The organism is Microbacterium sp. Leaf159, assembly GCF_001423615.1.
GTDB lineage: Bacteria > Actinomycetota > Actinomycetes > Actinomycetales > Microbacteriaceae > Microbacterium.
Window position 1 is genome coordinate 2,684,174 of the sequence record NZ_LMOU01000001.1, and the last position, 20,890, is coordinate 2,705,063.

A 20,890-nucleotide genomic window follows, 5' to 3' on the forward strand; every position below is an offset into this window, starting at 1 on the left:
GAACCCCTGGCCGTCGCGAAGTTCCTGCTCCTGCATGCCCTCGCGCCGTCGCTCGACGGCGCCGTCACGGAAGAGAGATCGATGAAGATCGAACAACGCAGTATCCGCAAGACGGTCGGTGCGCTGACCGCCGGGGTGATCGCCCTCAGTGGGGCGCTCCTCGTCGCACCGCCGGCTGTCGCCGCATCTCCGGCCGCCGCCGCGTCACCGGTCTCGGCCGCCGCGCAGACGGCTGCACCCGAGATCGTCGAGACGGTCAGCGATGCCGGTTTCGCGCATCCGGGGATCGGCTTCACGGCCGACAACCTCCAGAACATGCGCACCCAGGTGCTCGCCGGGGTCGACCCGTGGGCGAGCTACTACGACGCGATGGTCGATACCCGGTACGCCGCGATCGACTACCGCGTCGAGAATGCGCAACCCGGCACCGACATCCCGCAGAACGACGCCTACGCGAGCGTCGGGATGCGCTCCATGGCTCAGCGCGACAGTATCGGCGTGATGACCCAGGCGCTCGAGTACGTCGTCACGGGTGACGAGCAGTACCGCGCGAACGCGCTCCACGGGCTCCGGGCCTGGAGCAGCCTGGATCCGGCGAAGTACGAATACTTCGCCGACGCGCACATCCATACCGGCGTACCGCTGTACTACATGCTGATCGCGGCCGAGCTGATCCGCACCACTGAGCCCGTCAACGCCGCTCTCGACGGATACGACCTGCGGTGGACGGATGCCGATGAGCAGCGCATCGAGGCGAATCTCATCCGCCCGGTGCTCGACACCTTCCTGTCCTCGAACAACCGCCTCTGGAATCAGCACCTCTACGGCGTCATCGGCATGATCTCGGCGGCGATCTTCCTCGACGACGCCGACCTGTACGCCGAGCGGGTGGAGTGGTTCACGGTCAACGCGGGGTACGAGAGCGAGCACGACCTGTACGGCGGGAACGTGAACGGATCGCTGGAGCAGCTGTTCCGTGAGATCCCGGCCGATGCCCCCGGCAACACGACCGGCCAGCCGTTCGTGCAGCACATGGAGATGCTCCGAGATCAGGCGCACGGTCAGGGCGACGTCGACATCTTCGTCGCCCTCGCCCGCATCGTCGACGCGCAGGGCACGAAGATCGATCCGGACTCCGGCGCGGTGTCGGAGTCGACGGATGCCGTCTCGCCCTACGACTTCCTCGACCACCGCATCCTCGACGGCGCCGACACCTTCTACGCCTTCATGATGGGCGAGGAGGTGCCGTACATCCCGGCGAACGAGGGCGGTGCGATCTCGCAGGCGTACCGCGGTCGACTGCAGGATCCGCTCAGCGAGGCGTATCTGCAGTACCGCTATGTCGCCGACGTCGATGTCGCCGCCGAGGCGCCCCATGTCGCGGAGCTCTACGAGCAGCGCGACGGTCCGCTGTACTACTACGGCACCGGTGTCCAGAACTTCTGGAGCGACCGGGGATCCGACTACACCGGAGCCGAGTACTGGGTCGCGTTCCCCGAAGAGCTCGCCGAGGTCGACGATTCCGTCGCTCCGCAGGCAGACAGCGCCGAGCTGTCAGTGCGCACCTTCGGCGCGCCCCTCGGTGATGGAGCTGTCCGCGAGGAGAACGGCGACACGTCCTTCATTCGACTCGATGCGGGTGCCGACGATGCGAACCTCGCGATCCGGCGTGCGATCTGGGGTGACCGAGCTGCCGCGCAGTCGCTGGTCGCCGTGAAGGTGCGCAGCGACGGCACCGCCCGGCTGCAGGCCTCACGAACCGCGGAGGAGCCGCCGTTCGCCGAGATCGTCGTCCCCGACACCGAAGGTGAGTGGCGTTACGTCTGGCTGGATCTGGCCCTCACGAAGACGCCGGCTGCCGTGGGCGAGAACATCCTGTTCCTCCGGGCGACCGGGTCGGATGCGAAGGTCGACGTCGCGGGACTCGTGGCGCAGGCGAACGGTGTCATCACGCCGCCCGTGTTCGCGGACGCTCCCGAGCTCGATGCGGTGCTCGTCGCCGGTGAGCAGTGGACGCGCAGCGTGCAGACGACGGATGGCGCCGGCGAGACCGTGACCCTCGCGCTGCAGGACGCCCCGTCGGGCATGGTCCTGCAGGGGAGCCAACTGAGTTGGTCGCCCGCGCAGCCGGGGGTCGCGCAGATGACCCTCGCGGCGTCGGACGGCATGACGGTGACGGCGCTGCCCGTGACGATCACGGTCGCAGAGACTCGGGATGCCGCGATCGACGAACTCGTCGGACGAGCGGGCGAGAGCGACGAGTACACCTCGGCGAGCTGGGCGCGGTTCGTCGAGGCCCGCACGAGTGCGCAGCAGGGAGTGCAGGGAGCGGATGCCGCAGCCTTCGCGACCCTTCTCGACGGGCTCGGTGACGCTGTCGCAGGTCTCGTGGTGCTCGACCCCGTGCTGGCGGACGGCACTCTCGACTATCGGGGACTCGTGACGGCGGCGCCTCTCACGGCGGCACAGCTGACCGCGATCACGGATGGCGACAACCAGACGAGCTGGGGCGACCAACGGGTTCCGAGCATCGTGTTCGACTTCGGGTCGGCTTTCCGCGTCGGCACCGAGCGCTTCGGTATCCAGGCCAGGGACACATTCCCGAACCGTGCTGAGGGGACGAACGTCTACGGCTCCGACGACGGCGCGACGTGGACGCTGCTCACCGAGCATCCGAACGTGGGCCAGGACTCGTCGATCGAGTGGCTCGATGTGCGCGACGAGGTGCGGGGCCAGCCGTTCCGATTCCTGAAGTTCCAGGTGGACGAGCCCGGTGTGCCGTCCGATCCCGCCTACCCGGGGATCTGGAGCATCGCCGACATCCGCATCGACGGCTCCCGCACAGAGGCCGTCGGATCGATGGATACCGTGTCGCTCTCGTCGCCGGACGCCGTCGCAGGACGCATCGTGGCGGGAGACGGCGTCGAGGTGCGTATCGCCGGCCCCGCAGGCAACACGGACGTGGCTGTGACGGTGCTCGGCGCTCCCGCCACCGTGACGTCTCCCGCAGCGGGCCAGTGGGTCGCGACGGCCGCGGTGCCCGAGAGTGCTCAGCGCGGGGCACGGGTCGACTTCACCGTCGACTTCACCACTGTCGACGGGCGGGATGCCGACACGATCCACGCCACCACCGACGGATCGAGACTGTTCCTCTCGAGCGACAGTGGACGGATCGACTCGGCGTTCCGCGACGCGACGGTGCTGCGACCAGACGGAGTCGCCGACGCCGCCTGGACGCAGTACACGGCGAGGATGCTCGACGGCGACCCGGCCACGCACTCCGACACCCGGCTGAACGCGGGTCTCTACGGCAACGTGTGGGACTTCGGGCCCGACACGACCGTGTCGCTGAGCGGGGCGGAGCTGCTCGTGCGGCAGGACGGCTACGGCACCTCGCGCATCGCGGACATGCGGCTGGAGGGCTCGAACGACCTCCAGGCGTGGACGCGGCTGACGCCCGCGGCTCCGGCGAAGACCCTCGACTGGCAGCAGTGGACGGTGAGTGACGACACGTCGTTCCGGTACATCCGACTCGTGAACGGCCAGATCCTGAACGTGGCCGAGCTCATCGTGTTCGGTGACGTGTCGACTGCCCCGGCGATCGCGGCCTGGGATCCGGCCGCGGTCTACGGCGCCGGTGATGAGGTGTCGCACGATGGAGCCGTCTTCACGGCGCAGTGGTGGACGCGGAACGAGCAGCCCGGCAGTTCCGCCACCGGATCGTGGATGCAGCAGGGCGCACCCGTCGCCGCGGCGGGAGACACCCTGCGGGCCTGGACGGCGTCGTACGTCTACGTCGGCGGCGAGACCGTCGCCCACGACGGGCATACGTTCAGGGCGAAGTGGTGGACCCGCAATCAGGAGCCTGGCGACGTCAACGGCCCGTGGGAGGATCTCGGCGCGTACTGACGGATGGCGGAGCGGTGCGGTCGGGCTCTCCGATCGCGTCGCTCCGTCGTGCCGCTGGCCCGCGTCTGCGGGGGAGGGGCGTCTCAGTCGCGGACGGGGCCCGTCGATCCGCGGACGATCAGCTCGACCGGCAGCACGGCGGGTCCCTCGTAGGCCCCGCCGACGGCGATCCGACCGGCGAGCTCGCCCACCTCGTGGAAGGGCGCGCGCACGGTCGTGAGCGACGGCGTCAGATCGGCGACCAGCTGCATGTCGTCGAATCCGACCACCGAGATCTGCCCGGGGATCGCGATGCCTCTGGCGTGCAGTGCGCGGCAGACGCCGACCGCCATGACATCGGTCTGGCAGACGATCGCGGTGATCTCGGGGTGGCCGTCGAGGAATGCGACCGTGGCCGCTGCCGCGTCGTCCGAGGAGTTGCCGCTCTGCGCGGCCAGCCCGGGATCGAACTCGATGCCGGCGCCTGCGAGTCCGTCCTGGTAGCCGAGGAAGCGCTGGTGCGGCGTGGTCATGTCGTCGAGAGAGCCCACGAAGGCGATGCGGCGATGCCCGAGCTCGACGAGGTGCTCGACGCCGGTGCGCACCCCTCCGCGGTGGTCGTAGTCGATCGACGCGATGTGCGGATGACCGGGTAGAGCGGCACGCCCGCACAGGATCAGTCGGGCGCCCACGCGTGCGAGCGTGTCCGAGTACCGCTGTGCGCGCCTCTCGAACTCCTCCGTCGCGGGGGTCGAGCCGACGAGGAGCACGGCGGCGACCCGCTGCTCGCTGAGCGTCTCGATCAGTGCGGCCTCACGAGCGACGTCACTGCCGGTCGTGCACATCGTGAGCAGGTGGCCGTTCGCGGTGGCGACGTCTTCGGCACCACCGGCCATCGTGGCGAAGGTCGGGCCGACCATGATGCTCGACACGAACGCGATGCTCCGCCGACCGACGCCCATCATCGAACGAGCGAGGCCGTTCACGACGTAGCCGAGCTCCTCGGCGGCGGCGAGCACGCGGGCATGGCTCGCGGACTTGCCTGCGGCCCGGCCGGCGAGGACGCGGGAGGCTGTGGCACGGGAGACATCGGCGAGGCGGGCGACATCGGCGAGGGTGGCTCCACCGCCGCGCTCCGGACCCGGCGACGCGTTGCGGCGCGCGGGTGGTTCGTCGGCGATGGTCGTGGTCACAAGGGAAAACCTATCGCGACGATGCCGATACGGAGCCGCAACCCGCAACTAGTTCCGCCTCGCCCCGTCTTCCCGGGTGCTCCGAGCCGGCTCGCGGATACGCTGGGGCCATCCCCGCCGATGTGTCTGGAGACCTGCTGTGCCCGTCGAACGTCGTCCCCGTCACCGCATCGCCGTGGTGCTCTCCCTCGCCGCAGTCCTGGGCGCCGCGCTGTTCGGAGGGGGCGTCGCCCCCGCATCCGCCGCCTCGCCGTCGCCCGTGACCGCCGTCTCGGTCGCCCCGTATGAGGCAGCCAACCCGCTGGTGCCGTCGGCTGCACTGCCCTTCCTCGCGGTGACGGTCGAGTTCGAGCGCGAGCTCGCGGCCGCGGGTGAGACGTTCGACGTCCGCACCCCCGCCGGGACCAGGGCGGTGCTCACGTCCGATGCGACGGTGACGGATGCCGTGGGCGGGGCGCCGCTCGTCGATGTGACGGTCGCCGAATCCGGGGCGACGGGCGACCTCGTGCGGGGCACGTTCACTCCGGCCGCCGCGGATGCCGTGAGCGTGGCCGGATCGTTCACGTTCTTCCTGCAGGTGGTCGGCTCGGGCGTCCTCGACGCGGCCGGTGGCGTCTACTCGACGGAGTTCGAGAGCGACGGAGCCGTGTTCCGCACGGATGTGCCTTACGGCACCGCGATCGATCTGTACGAACGGACGGGCGGCCACTGGGTGAGCGGTGCGACCGCGACGTCGCCCGCGAGGTTCGTCGTGCAGGCGAAGGCGATCGGCGACGAGGCCGCGGCGGAATCCGGCGGGCAGTGGGTCGCGGCCGGCACCGAGGAGGTGCCTCCGTTCGGGGCCTCGGTCGCGGACTGCGCGGCAACGACCCTGCGCGTATTCGACGATGACCCCGGCCCAGTGAACGTGCCGGTCGAGGGCGGGACGCCACTGACCGAAGGCGTCGACTACACCGTGAACTGCGACGACACCCTCGACGGCCAGCCGATCGTCAGTGCGACCATCCCTGCACCGGTCGAGGGGGCGTTCTATGTGCTCTCCTCCGCGAGGGACGCGACGGGCGAGTCGACGTGGTTCCCGGTCGACAACACCGCGATCCCCGAGGTGGCGCGCCAGGTCGCGCTCTATTCGGCGGTCGGGGCGGTCAGCGACGCATCCCGTGACCCCTCGCACCCCACGCAGAAGAGCACTCTGCTGCTCTACACGGGGCGCACCGCCGGAACCGCGGTCACCGTCGCAGCCGCGCCGGCTCTCGCTCTCGTTGCTTCGGCCGAGCCGGATTCGGGTGCCGAGGTGCACCCCGGCGACCGCATCCGGTATGAGATGACCCTCACCAACACGGGCAACGTGCCGCTGACGGATGCCACGCTGACCGCCGATCTCGCCTCGCTGCTGCGCTCGGCGGGCATCGACGGTGCCTTCGAGGCGAGCGTCGGGCAGGCGCGACTCGAGGGCAGCGTGCTGCGCTGGGTCGGCGCGCTCGTCCCCGGCGAAGCCGTGACGGTGTCGTTCACCGCGCTCGTGCGCGTGGGGGGATCGGTCATCGACGTCGACGTCTCCGCCGAGAGCCCCGGCGCGCGGGGCGGTGCCGTGGCGACTGCGCCGCAGTCGTTCGAGCATGAGGTCATCGCGGACGCGACGCCGGAGTCCGCGACCCCGACGGATCCGTCGCGCGGCGCGCTCGCAGTGACCGGCGCCGACAGCTCGGGGGCAGCAGCACTGGGCGGGATGCTCGTGCTCGCGGGCGCCGCGGTCAGCATCGTCGCGGCTGTCCGCCGCCGCACCGCCTCTCGCTCGTGAGCGCCGGTTAGTCCCGAGGCTCGGTCTCGGTCTCGTCTTCAGTCTCGTCCGCGGTCTCGACGCCGGGGCCGGGGCCCGGGCGCACCGCGGCATCCGGAGCGATGTCGATGCGCGTGTTGCCGTCGTGCTCCGACACCTCGATGCGTGGCGCGGCGTCGGCCTCGGTGGCATCCGGTGCCGCGGTCAGCTGGTCGTGACGCTTCTCTTCGCTCGTCATGGCGTCGTCGGGTGTCTGGTCAGGCGTGCTCATGGTGCTCCTCTGGGTGTCGGTGGTGTCGGTGGTGTCAGTGGCTTCGGGGGTGTCGGACGAGTGGGCGCGTGACGCGGAGCGCGTGCGGCTCCAGCGTGCGAGCAGGTAGAGCACTCCGCCGACGGCGAGCAGGATCGCGCCGAACAGCCAGACGACGGGGCGCTGCTGCGTCAGGAGCAGGAGGCACGAGCCGATGCCGAGCACCGGGATGACCGTCCAGATGCGGAAGTGATCGTGCTCGACCCTGTCGCGCCGCAGCACGAGCACCGACACGTTGACGCTGAGGAACACGAACAGGAGCAGCAGCACGACCGTCTCGGCGAGCGTCGCGAGGTCGCCGACCAGGGTCAGCCCCATCGCGACGAGGGTGGTGGTGAGGATCGCGACCCACGGCGTCCTGCGGTTCGGTAGAACGCGTCCGAGCACCGACGGCAGCAGGTTCTGCTCGGCCATGCCGTAGGTCAGACGGCTCACCATGATCATCGTCAGCAGTGCGCCGTTCGCGACGGCCACGAGGGCGATCAGGCTGAACAGCCAGGAGGGGATGCTCGCGCCCGCCGCCTCGACGACCGAGAGCAGCGGACCGCTCGACTCCTGCAGCTCGGATGCGGGCAGGGCGATCGAACTCGCGACGCCCACCAGCACGTAGACCGCCCCGGCCGTGAACAGAGCGCCGAACAGCGCCCGCGGGTAGGTGCGGCGCGGATCCTTGACCTCTTCGATCATGTTGGCGGAGGTCTCGAAGCCGACGAACGAGTAGTACGCGATCACCGCTCCGCCGAGGACGGCCAGGGCGACCGGCGTGCCCTCGGGAGTCTGGGTCAGTCGCGAGGCGTCACCGCCGCCTCCGGCCACGAAGATGCCGACCACGACGATCACGATCACCAGGCCGCTGAGCTCGATCGCCGTCATCACGAGGTTCGCTCCGAGCGACTCGCGGATGCCGCGGGCGTTGAGAGCGGCGACGACCGCGAGGAACGCGATCGCCACAGGGATGGTCGGCAGGTCGAAGAACGTGCCGAGGTAGTCGCCGGCGAAGGCGATCGCGAGACCGGCCGCGCTCGTGACGCCGGCGGCCAGCATGCTGAACCCGACGAGGAACGACACGACGGGGCTGTGGAACGCGCGTTCGGCGAACACCGACGCCCCGCCTGCGCGGGGGTACTTCGTGACGAGTTCCGCATACGACCCGGCGGTGAGCAGGGCGAGGAGCAGCGCGAGCAGCAGCGGTGCCCACAGCATCCCGCCGACCTTCTCGGACAGCACGCCCATCAGCGCGTAGATGCCCGCCCCGAGCACGTCTCCCAGGATGAAGGCGAACAGCAACGGGCCGGTGATGGCGCGACGCAGCCGGGTGGGCTCGTCCTGCGTCGAGGCGGTGTCGGAGGTCATCCTGGAACCCTAGGGAGGCACTGACCTGCGGGCGACGGGGTTGACAGGCGCGAACGCGGCACTCAGGAATTTCACAGAAAGCCCGCGCGGCGCGCGTCGTCGAGGAGTGCGCCGTCGCTATATTCAGTCTCGTCATTGGAGGGTGCGTCAGCCGGAGTGCGCGGGCCGACGGAGCTGTTGCCTTCCGTCGGAATCCCAGAAAAGAGCACACTCATGACCGGTACTCCTCGTAAGGCGCTCGCAGAAGCGCTCGCGACCTTCCTCTTCGTCCTCAGCATCATCGCCGCGGTGAACAGCGAGAGCCCGCTGACCCCGCTCGCGATCGGCTTCACCCTGATGGTGCTCGTCTACTCGACGGGTCACATCTCGGGTGCCCACCTCAACCCGGCCGTCTCGGTCGGTGTCTTCCTGCGCGGCGGCCTGAGCGTCGTCGACCTCATCGCCTACCTCGTGGCCCAGTTCGTCGGTGGCGCGCTCGCCGCCCTGGCCAGCCTCGCCGTGTGGCCCGCCGGTGGCGAGGCCATGGTGATCGAAGTCGGCCCGGCGTTCTTCGTCGAGGCGCTGTTCACGCTGATCCTCGTCTGGGTCGTGCTCAACACGGCGACCTCGAAGGACACCGAGGGCAACTCGTTCTATGGGCTCGCGATCGGTGCCACCGTGTTCATCGGTGCGGCGACCGTCGGCTCGATCTCGGGCGGCGGCTTCAACCCGGCCGTGGCGCTCGGCCTCTCGGTCGGCGGCTACTTCGACTGGGCCTCGCTGTGGCTCTACATCGTCGCCCCGGTCGTCGGTGCGGTCATCGCGGCCCTGCTCTTCCGTGTGCTCAACACGGACGACGCGAAGAAGATCGCCGCGTAACGCCCTTCATCGAACGCCGCGTCCTCTCCGGAGGGCGCGGCGTTCGTGCGTCTCGGTGATGTCCCGGTCGCACTTCGTGCCGCGCGACTGGCGTGCGGGCGGCGCGAACTGCGACGGGAGCGGCCAGCGGCGGCATCCGAAGTCATCCGTCCGGGGGATGCCGAGTCGCGAAGCTCCGTCATAGCGTGGATGCATGCTGATCGTCGAAGAACTCCACATGCTGCTTCTCCGGCCTGATGGTCGCGTCGAGAGCGCCGTGAGCGTGAACCGCCTCTACGGCGAGATCGCCGCGGTCATCGTCGACCTCGCCCTGCACGGACGCGTCGTCGTCTCGGAGGGCAAGAACCCGACCGTCGAAATCGTGTCGACCGAGCCGACGGGCAATCCGATCCTCGATGCGACGCTCACGCGTCTCGTGCCGCTGAGTGGCAAGCGCCTGCAGTCGCTGGTCGCGCGTCCGAAGCTCGATCCGCTCGAGGTCGTCGTGGAGTCGCTGGTCGTGCAGGGTGTTCTCGTCCGCGGAGAACGCGGGTTCTTCGGGTGGGGCTCCGCCCGCACGCCTGAGTCGGACCCCGCGCCCGAGGCGGTGCTGCGTTCGCGGCTCGCCGCCGTGATCGCCGGCGCGGGGGTGCCGACGCAGGCCGACCTGGCGCTGCTCTCGATCCTGCAGAACCTCAACGCGGCCCACGGGATCCTGCGCGACCAGTGCGAAGGTATGTCCGCGCGCGACCTCAAGCGGAGGATCGAGGACCTCACTGCAGGCTCGGCCACAGGGGATGCCGTCGCCAAGGCCGTCAACGATGCGATCACCGCCGCGATGGTGGCCATCATGACGCCGACGATCGTGGCCGCCACGATCACCTGACGCCCCGCCGCGGCGGGCACAGCTTCGGAGCTCCTCGACGCCGCGCCGAGGCGAGGCGACCTATGGCGGCGTGTCGCGGCATCCGTCCGAACCTGTGCCCGGATGCTCCCTGCCCTGACGCCCGTCAGCGCAGCACCGACACCCGCTCGGCGAGCTCCTCGATCACGGGATTCGCACCGCGGGGGTCGACGACGATGCCCGCGACGGCAGCGAGGTCGAGCACCGGATACTGCGAGGTCGCACCGATCTTCTCCTCACTGCCGAGCACGAACGTCTGCGCGCAGCGTGCGGCGATCGCCCGCTTGGTGACCGCGTCGTCGAGGTTGCCGGTGGTCAGGCCGCGCTCGGGGTCGATGCCCGTCACACCCAGGAAGAACAGGTCGGCGGCGAGGTGCTGCACCGCTTCCATCGCGAGCGGGCCGCTCGCGACCATCGAGAAGCGCGCGAGCTCGCCGCCGATCATCACGATGCGGGCATCGGAGTGCTCGGCCGCGGCCAGGGCGATCGCGGGGCTCGGCGTGATGACCGTGAGATCGGCACCGCGAGGGAGCATCCGGGCCATCGCCAGGGTCGTCGTGCCGGCATCCAGCACGATCGTCGAGCCCGGGGCGATCAGCTCGACCGCGCGACGGGCGACCCGCTCCTTGCTGTCCGTCGCGAGCGAGGTCCGCTGATCGACGGGTCTGTCGGCGGGCGGCACCGGCAGGGCCCCGCCGTAGACGCGCACCATCTCGCCGGCATCGGCGAGCTCGCGAAGGTCGCGTCGGATCGAGTCCTCCGAGACGCCGAGGTCGAGGGCGACGTCCTTCGCGACCACGCGGCCGTCTCTGCGGAGGATCTCCCGCAGATGGTCCTTGCGCTGTGCGCCCAGCATCCGACTCCCTCTGTGCTCACTCATTCATGAAGTTGCACGTTCTTGCACGGTTAACGTTACAGTCTTCTCCATGACAACTCCACTCCTGATTCTCATCGCCGGCCCCTACCGTTCGGGAACCGGCGGGGACCCCGCTCTGATCGCCCGCAACCTCGAGCGCCTCGAAGAGGCTGCGGCCCCCATTCACCGCCGGGGCCACGTGCCGATGATCGGCGAATGGGTCGCCCTGCCGATCCTCCGCGGGATGGACGAGACGGATGCCGCCGACGGCGACGTCATGTACGAGACCGCCCACCGACTGTTGCAGCACTGCGACGCCGTGCTGCGGCTGCCCGGCGAATCCGCCGGCGCCGACAAGGACGTCGAGATCGCCCTCGAGCGCGGGCTGCCGGTGTATCACTCGGTCGACGAGATCCCGATGCGGGAGGACGTGGCTGCGTAGCGGGAGGCACGTCAGAGCGGAGGTGGGGAGCGCCCGCCTCCGCTCGCGCATTGCCCGCTTCCCGCAGGTGGCGTAGATTGCCCAGTAAACGCTTTCCCGATGTGGGTGAAGCCGGATCACGACCCGAGAGGCAGACATGACCACCGGATCCGAGGCCGGCCTCCCGTTCGATCGCACTCATTTCGACTACTCGCCGTGGTCGTTCTGGACCGATGCGTCCGACGAGCAGAAGAAGGGCCAGCTCGCGCTGCAGCACGCCCTCGTCGACGCCAGACCGGAGCACGTCCTCGGCGATCGAACCTTCATCTCGGAGCTCGCGGCGGTGCAGACCGACAGCCTCGAACTCGGCGATCGCACCTATATCGCGGCGAACGCGTACGTCACCGGAAAGGTGCGCACCGGCAGGGACTGCACGATCAACCCGTCGGCGATCGTCAGGGGAGACATCCGCATGGGCGACGCCGTGCGCATCGGTGCCTTCGCGTCGATCATCGGCTTCAACCACGGTTTCGCAGACACCGAGATCGAGATCTTCCGGCAGCCGCTCACCACCAAGGGCATCGTAATCGGAGACGACGTGTGGATCGGCTCGCACGTGACGATCCTCGACGGGATCACGGTCGGTGAGAAGTCCATCCTCGCCGCGGGTGCCGTCGTCACGAAGGACGTGCCGCCGGGGGCGATCGTCGGCGGCAACCCGGCGCGGGTCATCCGCTCGCGGTTCGCGCCGACAGCAGAGCAGGCGCCGCAGCCGGTGCAGCCGAAGCCCGAGTCCCTCTCCGGCCGCCTCGCGCGCTTCGCGAGCACCGCCAGAGTGCAGGCACCCGGCATCCTCGCGCGGTCCTGGAACCCGCAGGTCGCCGACGGGCTCTTCTCCGACAGACCGGATGCCGCACCGACCGTGCGCGCGCAGTGCGACGCGATCGAGATCAGTGCGCTGCTGCTCGGGCGGGCTCCGGATCAACTCCCTTTCGAGGCCCAGATCGCCCGGCTGCAGTCGTATCAGGATCCCGAGACCGGTCTCGTCCCGAGCCTGGGCGCGGATGGCCTGATCGAGACCCCCGCTCCAGGAATCGACCTGAACGACGGCGAGGCCGCGTATCACGTCGAATGCGTCGGATACGCGCTCGACCTCCTCGGCGCGCGATTCCCGCACGCCATCCGCTCCGTCGCCGAGATGTCGGGCGACGACGTGGTCGACTTCCTCGGGAGCCGCTCATGGCGCACCCGGGCATGGGGCGCGGGTCACGACGTGGATGCACTCGGGACCGCGCTGCTGTGGAACCTCGACCACGGCGAGCGGGGCGCGTTCGAGGCGTACTTCGGATGGCTGTTCACCCACGTCGATCCGGCGACAGGAATGTGGGGTCACCCGCGGGCGGAGGACGGCCTGCTGCAGATCGTGAACGGCTACTACCGGCTGACACGGGGCAGCTTCGCGCAGTTCGGGGTTCCGCTGCCCTACGCCGATCGTGCGGTCGACACCGTGCTCGCGCACACCCGGGATGCGCGGTTCTTCGAGCCGGAGAGCCTCACCGCCTGCAACGTCCTCGATGTCGCGCATCCGCTCTGGCTGCTGCGCCCGCAGACCGGTGCCTATCGATCCGACGAGATCCGCGCGCTCGCCTCGAACCTTCTCGACGCAGCGCTCGGCAACTGGGTCGACGGTGAGGGATTCGGCTTCCAGGCCCCGTCATCGGCGAGCGGGCTCACGGGCGCCTCGGCGCCGGGGCTTCAGGGCACCGAGATGTGGCTGTCGATCGTCTGGCTCCTCGCCGACCTGCTCGGGGAGTCCGACGCTCTGGGGTATCGGCCCCGCGGCATCCACCGACCGGAACCCGCGCGGGGGATCCCACTCGACTAGGCCACGCGCGCCGCGCCGTCATCGCGGGCGGTGCCTGCGCCGGCGTCAGGTGCGAGTCACGCGTTCGGATGCTGCCTGCCGACGGAACTCCGAGGGGCTCACGCCGTTGATCGAGCGGAACTGGCGCGAGAAGTAGAGCGCGTCGTCGTATCCGACAGTCAGGGCGACCTCGGAGATCGGCGACTCGGTGGTGATGAGCAGCTCCCGCGCCCGCGCACTGCGCAGGCGTTTGAGGTAGTCCTTGACCGATGTGCCCACGGAGCCCCGAAACAGCGCCGAGAAATGCGAGGGACTCAGGCCCGCCATCGCGGCGAGTTCCGGCACGGAGAAGTCCGTGTCCAGGTTCGTGCGCAGGTAGTCCTGCACCTGTCGGATGCGGTCGCTCGTGGCGGCCGTTCCCCGCAGCGCGCTGGACGTGATCGCGGCGAGCATCCGCCATGCCGCTCCGGCCGCGGTGAGGAGCATGGGCAGCGTCTCGTCCTTCTCGAGGGCGCTGAGTGCCTCATCGAGCGACTCGACCACGGCGAAGACGTCGTGGAGTTCGACGATCGGGCTGCGCCCCTCAGCGAGGATCGTGTCGACGAAGTCGTCGACGTCGGAGCCGGTCACGTGCGCCCACCAGAGCGTCCACGGGTCATCGTCGTCGGCGCGGTACCGGTGGCGAACGCCCGGGGGGAGGACCACTGCGGAACCTCGCTCGACACGGACCGGTTCGCGGTCTCCCCACTCGACCCAGCCGCCGCCGTCGGTGCAGACCATGACGATCGTCTCGGGTGCACCCGTGGCGCGCACCCGCCCGTGCTGTGCCGCACGGGGGAAGTATCCGACATCCGTGACCAGCAGTCGCCGGACGATGGGCTGGCTCTGCGCCGCACGCACCGCCGGGCGGGGAATGACCCGGAGGCGCTGGCCCAGGAATCCCTCGTGCACATACACCGCGGCGACTCCTTTCGTAGGTCTCGTCAGAGTTTCGTCTATCGAGGATAGCGCCGTAGGAATCCATGCTCTTGATTCCGAGAACCGACCAGCATCGTTTCATCCATATCGTGACGCCGGATCGTTCTTTCGCACCGGTCGCCCCGGCCCGTAGTCTCTCGAGAGCGCTCGCCACCCGTTTCGAAGGAGAACCATGACCGCGACGTCGACTCTTCGGGCCATCCGGCTCCTCGATGATCGGCCCCCGCTCATCGAGCCGGCCATGAGCAACACCGAGGATCCGCACGAGCGGCTGCGCCTGACGAGCCGGTGGATCGAGGTCGACGGAGCGCCCACGGTGCCGGTGACCGGCGAGCTGCACTTCAGCAGGATTCCGCGCAGGCGGTGGGAGGAGCAGCTGCGGCTTCTCGTCGCATCCGGACTCACCTCGGTGTCGACCTACGTGTTCTGGATCCACCATGAGCGCGAACGCGGTCAGGCGCGATTCGACGGCGCCCTGGACGTCGCGGCCTTCCTCGAGACCGCCGAGCGGGTGGGCATCGACGTGATCCTGCGCATCGGCCCCTGGTGTCACGGCGAGGTGCGCAACGGCGGTCATCCGGACTGGGTGGCCGCCGCCCTCGGCGATCGGGCACGGACGAACGACCCGGAGTACCTCGCGCTGGTGCGTGACTGGTTCGGGCGCATCGCCGAGCAGGTGCGGCCGTTCTGCGGCCCGGACAGGCCGATCGTCGGCATCCAGCTCGAGAACGAGCTCCACCACCAGCCCGATCACATCGCCGCTCTGAAGGTCATCGCCCGGGAGTCCGGGCTCTCCGCCCCGCTGTGGACGGCGACCGCGTGGGGTGGTGCGACCCTGCCGTCCCACGACGTCTTCCCGCTCTACAGCGGGTATGCCGACGGCTTCTGGGCGGGTCAGGGCTCGACCTGGGACGACAGCTTCCGCGATCACTTCCGGTTCACGCACGTCTGGGACGACCCGGGTGTGGGTGGCGACTTCCGCGAGGAGGGTGCCGAGATCGTCGTGCGTCCGATCGACCCCGAGTTCCCTCCGTCGACGTGCGAGCTCGGTGGAGGTATGGCGACCGCGTATCACCGGCGACCGATCGCGCGAGGGCAGGACATCGCCGCGCTCGCCAATGTGAAGATCGGCAACGGGTCGGCGTGGCAGGGCTTCTACATGTACGCGGGAGGCGTGAACCCGGAGGACGGGCTGCAGGAGAGCCTCGCCACGGGATACCCGAACGACCTGCCGCGTTTCGACTACGACTTCCAGGCCGCTTTCGGCGCCACCGGTCGTCCTGGCCCGAGCCTGGGCGTGCTCCGCGACCACAACGCGTTCCTCGCCGCCTTCGGCCCGCGCCTCGCCGACACGTTCAGCTCTCTTCCTGGCGATGCCCCGGTCGACGTGCACGACCTCGACTCGCTGCGCTGGGCGGTGCGCGGAGACGGCGCCAGCGGATTCCTGTTCGTGAACACCCATCAGCCGCACGAGCCGCTGTCGGGCTCGAACGGGGTGCAGTTCCGCATCCCGTTCGCCGACGGTGAGCTGGTGTTCCCCGACCGTGCGATCGACGTCCCGAGCGGGGTGATCGGTCGCTGGCCGCTGCGGATCGACGTCGCGGGTGTCCGCGTCGAGTGGGCGACGGCATCCGTCGCCGGGATCGTCGACGGCGAGGTGCCGACGCTCGTCCTGCGCGCACATGACGGCCTCCCCGCCAGGATCCAGCTGGCGGGGAGATCCCACGCGCTCCTTCGGGGGATCGAGGTCGATGCTGCGGCGCCGCTCGATCTCGCCCCGGACGATGTCCTGGTGGTGGACGGCGCCCTGCGTTTCCTCGTGGTCGACGAGGAGCGGGCCGAGCGTCTCTGGTACCTCGGCGCCGACCTGGTCGACTCGACGGACGCCGTCTGGCGGGAGTCCGGTGACCTCGTGGTGCGTGCGGACCGTGAGCCGACGACACTCGTCTGGAGGGGTGAGGAGTTCGCACCGCTCGTCCTGCGGACCGACGCGCAGCCGGGGTCGGCCCGAGCAATGCTCGAGGAGCTGCGTCCCGTGGGCGACGCCCCGGCGCGTTACGGCGAATCGATGGGCCGGTCGGCCGCACCCGACAGCGGGCAGTTCGACGAGGTCGCCGGTGTCTGGCGGATCGCGCTCCCCGCGCCGCAGGATCGTTCGAGGGGAGACCTCATCGAGCTGGTCGTCGACTGGGAGGGCGATGTCGCGCAGCTTCGTGCCGACGGAGTCGTGATCCGGGATCGGTTCTGGGACGGCCTGACCTGGCGCATCGACATCACCGACCTCGCCCCCGGTGCGGAACTCACCCTGCACATCGCGCCGATCGCGGCCCACAGCGTCATCGATCTCGACGCGTCCGTGCGCGAGCGCGTCGATGCGGCGGGGCGCCTCGGGGCTGCCATCCGCGTCGATCGCGTCGTGTCGTCGCGCTGGACCTCGGCTCTCTGAGAAGGAGAACGGAACATGCCCACCCACACCACCGCACCCGTCGACCACTCCCACGCGGAGCTCGTCCTTCCCGAGGTCCCTGCCGCGCTGCAGGCGGATCTGGATGCCGGGCGCGCGGTCGCCTGGTACGAGGCGGTCGAGATCGACACGTACGAGCCGGACGCCCCGTCGACGTATCCGATGTACCTCGACCAGCGGGTCTACCAGGGATCCAGTGGCCGCGTGTATCCGCTGCCGTTCGTCGAACGGGTCGCGTCGGTCCCGGTGCGTCGCCGCTGGAACGCCGTGCACATCGAGAACGCCTACCTCCGGCTGATGATCCTGCCCGAGCTCGGCGGGCGCATCCACGTCGCCTACGACAAGACGACCGGATACGACTTCTTCTATCGGAACAACGTCATCAAGCCCGCCCTTGTCGGTCTGACGGGTCCGTGGATGAGCGGCGGGGTCGAGTTCAACTGGCCGCAGCATCACCGTCCTGCGACGTTCCTGCCTGTCGAGTCGACCATCGAGCGCCACGATGACGGCAGCGTGACGGTGTGGTGCAGCGATCACGACCCGTTCGCCCGGATGCGCGGCACGCACGGCATCCACGTGGGTCCTGACAGCTCGACCGTGCGCGTCGATGTGAGGCTCCACAACCGCACGAGCATCGCGCAGACGTTCCTCTGGTGGGCCAACGTCGCCGTGCGGGTGCACGATCAGTACCAGTCGTTCTTCCCTGAGGACGTGCGCCACGTCGCGGACCACGCCCGTCGCGCCCTCACGGGATACCCTCAGGCCGACCGCCCGTACTACGGGGTCGACTACCAGGAGCGAGCTCGTCAGGAACCGGGTGCCGATCACATCGACTGGTACCGCAACATCCCGGTGCCGACGTCGTACATGATCGTCGACACCGAGCACGAGTACTTCGGCGGGTACGACCACGACGCGCAGGCGGGCTTCGTGCACTGGGCCGACCGCCGCGTCGCGCCGGGCAAGAAGCAGTGGACCTGGGGCGACGCGCCCTTCGGTCACGCGTGGGATCGGCTGCTCACCGACGCTGACGGCCCCTACGTCGAGCTCATGGCCGGTGTCTACACCGACAACCAGCCGGACTTCACCTGGCTGGCGCCGGGGGAGACGAAGCGATTCAGCCAGTACTGGTACCCGATCCCGGGGATCGGCGTCGCCCACCAGGCATCCACCGACGCCGCGATCCATGTCGACAGGGACGGCGATCTGGTCGTGAAAGCGGCGGTGACCTCGCCGCAGGCGGGCGCCCGCCTCGAGATCCGCGACGCCGACGGCATCCTCCTGTCGGAGCAGGCCGCTGACCTGGTTCCAGGAGACGTGTGGCGGGTCGAGACCGGGGTCCGGGCCGGTGCGGGCATCGTCGTGACGCTGTCGGCGGCATCCGGTGCGACGCTCGTCGCCTGGCATGAGGAGCCGGCCGACGAGGACGACGAACCCTGGACCGCCTCAGCCCCGCCCGCACCCGCTGACGTCGACAGCACCGACGAGCTCTACCTGATCGGCCTGCACCTGGTGCAGTACCGGCACCCCAGCCGCTCGCCCCTGCCGTATTGGGACGAGGCGCTGCGCCGCGATCCCGCCGACGCCCGAGTGCTCACCGGACTCGCCGAGCTCGCGTATCGCGCGGGCTCCTACGACCGGGCGAAGGACCTGCTCTCCCGTGCGCTCGTGCGCATCAACGCCCGCAACGCCAACCCCCGGCACGCGGACGCTCTCTACCTGCTCGGCCTGGTGGAGCAGCGTCGAGGAGACACTGCCGCGGCCCGCCGCGCCTTCGCCAAGGCATTCTGGGATGCGGCCTTCGTCGCACCCGCAGGGCTCGAGATGGCGCGTCAGTCGGCGCAGGCGGGCGACCACGCCGCGGCCCTGCACGACCTCGACGAGCTGGATGCCGTGGCCTCCGACGACCGCAGGCGCGGCGCGTTGCGAGTGGTGCTGCTGAGAAGACTCGGTCGAGTTGCCGACGCCGAGGCGGCGCTCAGGCGGCTCCGCGCCGAAGACCCCCTCGACCCGCTGCTCGGCTTCCTCGACACGGGTGCTCTGCCCGGCGACGGTCGCACCTTCCTCGACATCGCCGGCGAACTCGCGCGGGCCGGAGAGGCGGATGCCGCGCTGTCGGTGCTCGACGATGCCACCCGCGTGCGGCCGAGCGCGGCAGGCAACGTCGCACCGCTCGCCCGCTACCACCGTGCCGCGATCCTCGACCGGCTCGGCCTCACCGACGATGCCGCGCGCGAGCGCGCCGCGGCCAGGGAGTCGGATCGGCGCTGGACCTTCCCCGCGGGGCTCGACGACCACGATGCGCTCGTGGCGGCGCTCGCCGCGGAGCCGGACCCGATGGCGGCGAGCCTGCTGGGTGCCCTGCTGTACGACGCGGGGAGGCGGGACGAGGCTCTCGCGCTGTGGGAGCGGGCGATCGACGGTGGGCTCGACGACCCGATCGTGCATCGCAACGCGGGGTTGGCGAGCTACAACGTGGCGCACGACGAAGTCCGCGCCGTGGCGCACTACGAGCGGGCTGTGGCCCTCGATCCGGGCGATGCGCGGCTGCTCTTCGAACGCGACCAGCTGGCGGTGCGACTCGGAGAGACCGACATCGAGCGACAGGAGCGTCTCGCCGACCGGTTCGACGTGGTCGCGTCCCGTGATGATCTCGTCGTCGCCTACGCCGACCTCCTGGTGAGGACGGGGTCTGCGGCCGAGGCGCTCGCTCTTCTCGAGAGCCGCGTCTTCCAGCCGTGGGAGGGCGGCGAGGGCCAGGTTCTCGGCGCCTGGGATCGGGCCCGCGAAGCCCTCGGTCTGCCGCAGGGAGAGCCGCCGCTCAGCCTCGGCGAGGGGCGGCCGGCGTACACCCCGCCGGTCGCGCGGCATGCCGACGGCGAGATCGACTACTTCGCGACGAGCCTGCCCGACCTGCTGCTGTTCTCGCGCAGCTGAGTCGCCGCGCCGACGGGCACGCTCGTCAGCGGGGCGAGCGCGCCTCCTCGGCGGCGCTCGTCACGACGACGATCTTGCCCGTCGCGTGACCCTCGATCGAGCGGTCGTATGCCTCGCGCACGCCCTCGAGCGGATGCACCGAGTCGATCGGCAGCTCGATCGTGCCGTCGGCCAGCAGCGCGGCGATCATCGCGAGCTCGGCGGCGCCGGCGGCGGCTCCGCCCACTCCGCGCACCGGATGCCGCCGGCGGGCCTCGTAGTCGGCGACGGTGTTGATCCGCTCGGGCGGCAGCCCGAGATCGAGCGCGAGGTCGACCGTGCCGTGACCGACGGTGTCGAGCACGGCGGTGAGCCCGTCGGGGGCGGCGGCGCGCACGGCATCCGCGAGCCCGTCTCCGTAGGTGAGGGGCTCGATGCCGAGCCGACACAGCAGCGCGTGATTGCGCGGGCTCGCGGTGCCGAGCACCCTCGCCCCCCGAGCCACGCACAGCTGCGCGGTGAGGATGCCGACTCCACCGGCGGCCCCGCTCACGAGCACCGTGTCGGAAGAGCCGATGTCCTGCGACTCGACGCTCGCGACCGCGGTGCGGCCGACCACGTTGAGGGCGCCGGCGATGACGAGGGAGAGCCCGTCAGGAACCCGCACGAGAAGGGCCGGATCGATCACGAGGTGATCGGCCTGCGCGTGAAAGCGCAGGCCGCCGAAGACACGGTCGCCGACGGCCCACCCCTCGACGTCGGCGCCGAGCTCGTCGATGACGCCGGCGAAGTCGTACCCGTTGCCGGAGGGGAGCGAGCGTTCGTACGGATCGTGCAGGGGCCGCCCGCTGAACAGCTTCCAGTCCACCGGGTTCACCCCCGCCGCGGCGAGCCGCACCCGCACCTCGCCGCTCGCGGGGCGAGGGATCGGCCGCTCCTCGATCTCGAGCACCTCGGGCCCGCCGAACCGGTGGAACACGACACGTCTCGACGAGGACTCCACGGCGTCAGGGGTCATGCGCCCAGCCTAGAAGGCGCTGGGCAGGGGAGGGCCGGGGAGGGCCGGGCCCGTTGCCACGCCCCGCGACTCCCTGTGAGACTGGGGCGATGACCGACGGCCTCGAGT

Annotated in this window: 11 protein-coding genes and 2 pseudogenes; 8 read left to right on the forward strand and 5 right to left on the reverse strand. The window is 70.1% G+C overall.

Translation table 11 applies throughout. The features are described 5' to 3' along the window. The first annotated feature begins 81 nt into the window (after nucleotides 1-81). Nucleotides 82-3,909 carry a carbohydrate-binding protein gene (locus tag ASF80_RS12725; RefSeq protein ID WP_056311265.1) on the forward strand — a complete coding sequence of 1,276 codons (3,828 nt, stop codon included), beginning with the start codon at nucleotides 82-84 and terminating at the stop codon, nucleotides 3,907-3,909. Nucleotides 3,910-3,992: 83 nt separating this feature from the next. On the opposite strand, the gene ASF80_RS12730 is transcribed toward ASF80_RS12725, so the two are convergent. Beyond that, a complete protein-coding gene (locus tag ASF80_RS12730) occupies nucleotides 3,993-5,081 on the reverse strand; it encodes a LacI family DNA-binding transcriptional regulator (protein ID WP_162239132.1) in 1,089 nt (362 codons plus the stop codon). 139 nt (nucleotides 5,082-5,220) lie between these two features. Here ASF80_RS12730 and ASF80_RS12735 point away from each other — a divergent pair, with 139 nt between their 5' ends. Beyond that, nucleotides 5,221-6,882: a DUF11 domain-containing protein gene (locus ASF80_RS12735; RefSeq protein ID WP_056311267.1), complete on the forward strand. Its 1,662-nt coding sequence runs from the start codon at nucleotides 5,221-5,223 to the stop codon at nucleotides 6,880-6,882. Nucleotides 6,883-7,207: 325 nt separating this feature from the next. Here the strand turns inward: ASF80_RS12735 and ASF80_RS12740 are convergent. After that, nucleotides 7,208-8,524 (reverse strand): annotated as a pseudogene (locus ASF80_RS12740) (APC family permease); the annotation flags it as partial. A 213-nt stretch (nucleotides 8,525-8,737) separates the two neighbouring features. Between ASF80_RS12740 and ASF80_RS12745 the strand changes: the two are divergent. Next, nucleotides 8,738-9,382 (forward strand): MIP/aquaporin family protein, encoded by a 645-nt coding sequence (locus ASF80_RS12745; RefSeq protein ID WP_056311269.1) that lies wholly within the window; start codon nucleotides 8,738-8,740, stop codon nucleotides 9,380-9,382. 193 nt (nucleotides 9,383-9,575) lie between these two features. Then, nucleotides 9,576-10,247 carry a GOLPH3/VPS74 family protein gene (locus ASF80_RS12755; RefSeq protein WP_056311272.1) on the forward strand — a complete coding sequence of 224 codons (672 nt, stop codon included), beginning with the start codon at nucleotides 9,576-9,578 and terminating at the stop codon, nucleotides 10,245-10,247. 124 nt (nucleotides 10,248-10,371) lie between these two features. On the opposite strand, the gene ASF80_RS12760 is transcribed toward ASF80_RS12755, so the two are convergent. After that, nucleotides 10,372-11,145, reverse strand: coding sequence for a DeoR/GlpR family DNA-binding transcription regulator (locus ASF80_RS12760; protein ID WP_235559967.1), 774 nt, complete (start codon nucleotides 11,143-11,145; stop codon nucleotides 10,372-10,374). A 46-nt stretch (nucleotides 11,146-11,191) separates the two neighbouring features. Between ASF80_RS12760 and ASF80_RS12765 the strand changes: the two genes are divergently transcribed. Together ASF80_RS12765 and ASF80_RS19595 are read left to right on the forward strand one after the other, a co-directional pair. Beyond that, entirely contained in the window at nucleotides 11,192-11,563 is a 372-nt protein-coding gene (locus ASF80_RS12765; protein ID WP_200934782.1) for a DUF4406 domain-containing protein, read from the forward strand. Between the two features lie 562 nt (nucleotides 11,564-12,125). Beyond that, nucleotides 12,126-12,287 (forward strand): annotated as a pseudogene (locus tag ASF80_RS19595) (DapH/DapD/GlmU-related protein); the annotation flags it as partial. Nucleotides 12,288-13,472: 1,185 nt separating this feature from the next. Here ASF80_RS19595 and ASF80_RS12775 read toward each other — a convergent pair. Then, nucleotides 13,473-14,363, reverse strand: coding sequence for an AraC family transcriptional regulator (locus tag ASF80_RS12775; RefSeq protein WP_235559968.1), 891 nt, complete (start codon nucleotides 14,361-14,363; stop codon nucleotides 13,473-13,475). A gap of 193 nt (nucleotides 14,364-14,556) precedes the next feature. Between ASF80_RS12775 and ASF80_RS12780 the strand changes: the two genes are divergently transcribed. Further along, nucleotides 14,557-16,830 (forward strand): beta-galactosidase, encoded by a 2,274-nt coding sequence (locus ASF80_RS12780; protein WP_056311278.1) that lies wholly within the window; start codon nucleotides 14,557-14,559, stop codon nucleotides 16,828-16,830. A 15-nt stretch (nucleotides 16,831-16,845) separates the two neighbouring features. Further along, complete coding sequence (locus ASF80_RS12785; protein WP_056311280.1) at nucleotides 16,846-19,785, forward strand: DUF5107 domain-containing protein; 2,940 nt, start codon at nucleotides 16,846-16,848, stop codon at nucleotides 19,783-19,785. A 25-nt stretch (nucleotides 19,786-19,810) separates the two neighbouring features. Here ASF80_RS12785 and ASF80_RS12790 read toward each other — a convergent pair whose 3' ends face one another. Beyond that, nucleotides 19,811-20,782 (reverse strand): NADP-dependent oxidoreductase, encoded by a 972-nt coding sequence (locus ASF80_RS12790; RefSeq protein ID WP_056311282.1) that lies wholly within the window; start codon nucleotides 20,780-20,782, stop codon nucleotides 19,811-19,813. Nucleotides 20,783-20,890: the final 108 nt, after the last annotated feature.

What these genes read in the sequence shown, in the direction of transcription:
- ASF80_RS12725 (WP_056311265.1), top strand. Translation starts at nt 82, where the DNA reads ATGAAGATCGAACAACGCAGTATCCGCAAGACGGTCGGTGCGCTGACC.
- ASF80_RS12745 (WP_056311269.1), top strand. Translation starts at nt 8,738, where the DNA reads ATGACCGGTACTCCTCGTAAGGCGCTCGCAGAAGCGCTCGCGACCTTC.
- ASF80_RS12755 (WP_056311272.1), top strand. Translation starts at nt 9,576, where the DNA reads ATGCTGATCGTCGAAGAACTCCACATGCTGCTTCTCCGGCCTGATGGT.
- ASF80_RS12760 (WP_235559967.1), bottom strand. Translation starts at nt 11,145, where the DNA reads ATGAGTGAGCACAGAGGGAGTCGGATGCTGGGCGCACAGCGCAAGGAC.
- ASF80_RS12765 (WP_200934782.1), top strand. Translation starts at nt 11,192, where the DNA reads ATGACAACTCCACTCCTGATTCTCATCGCCGGCCCCTACCGTTCGGGA.
- ASF80_RS12780 (WP_056311278.1), top strand. Translation starts at nt 14,557, where the DNA reads ATGACCGCGACGTCGACTCTTCGGGCCATCCGGCTCCTCGATGATCGG.
- ASF80_RS12785 (WP_056311280.1), top strand. Translation starts at nt 16,846, where the DNA reads ATGCCCACCCACACCACCGCACCCGTCGACCACTCCCACGCGGAGCTC.
- ASF80_RS12790 (WP_056311282.1), bottom strand. Translation starts at nt 20,782, where the DNA reads ATGACCCCTGACGCCGTGGAGTCCTCGTCGAGACGTGTCGTGTTCCAC.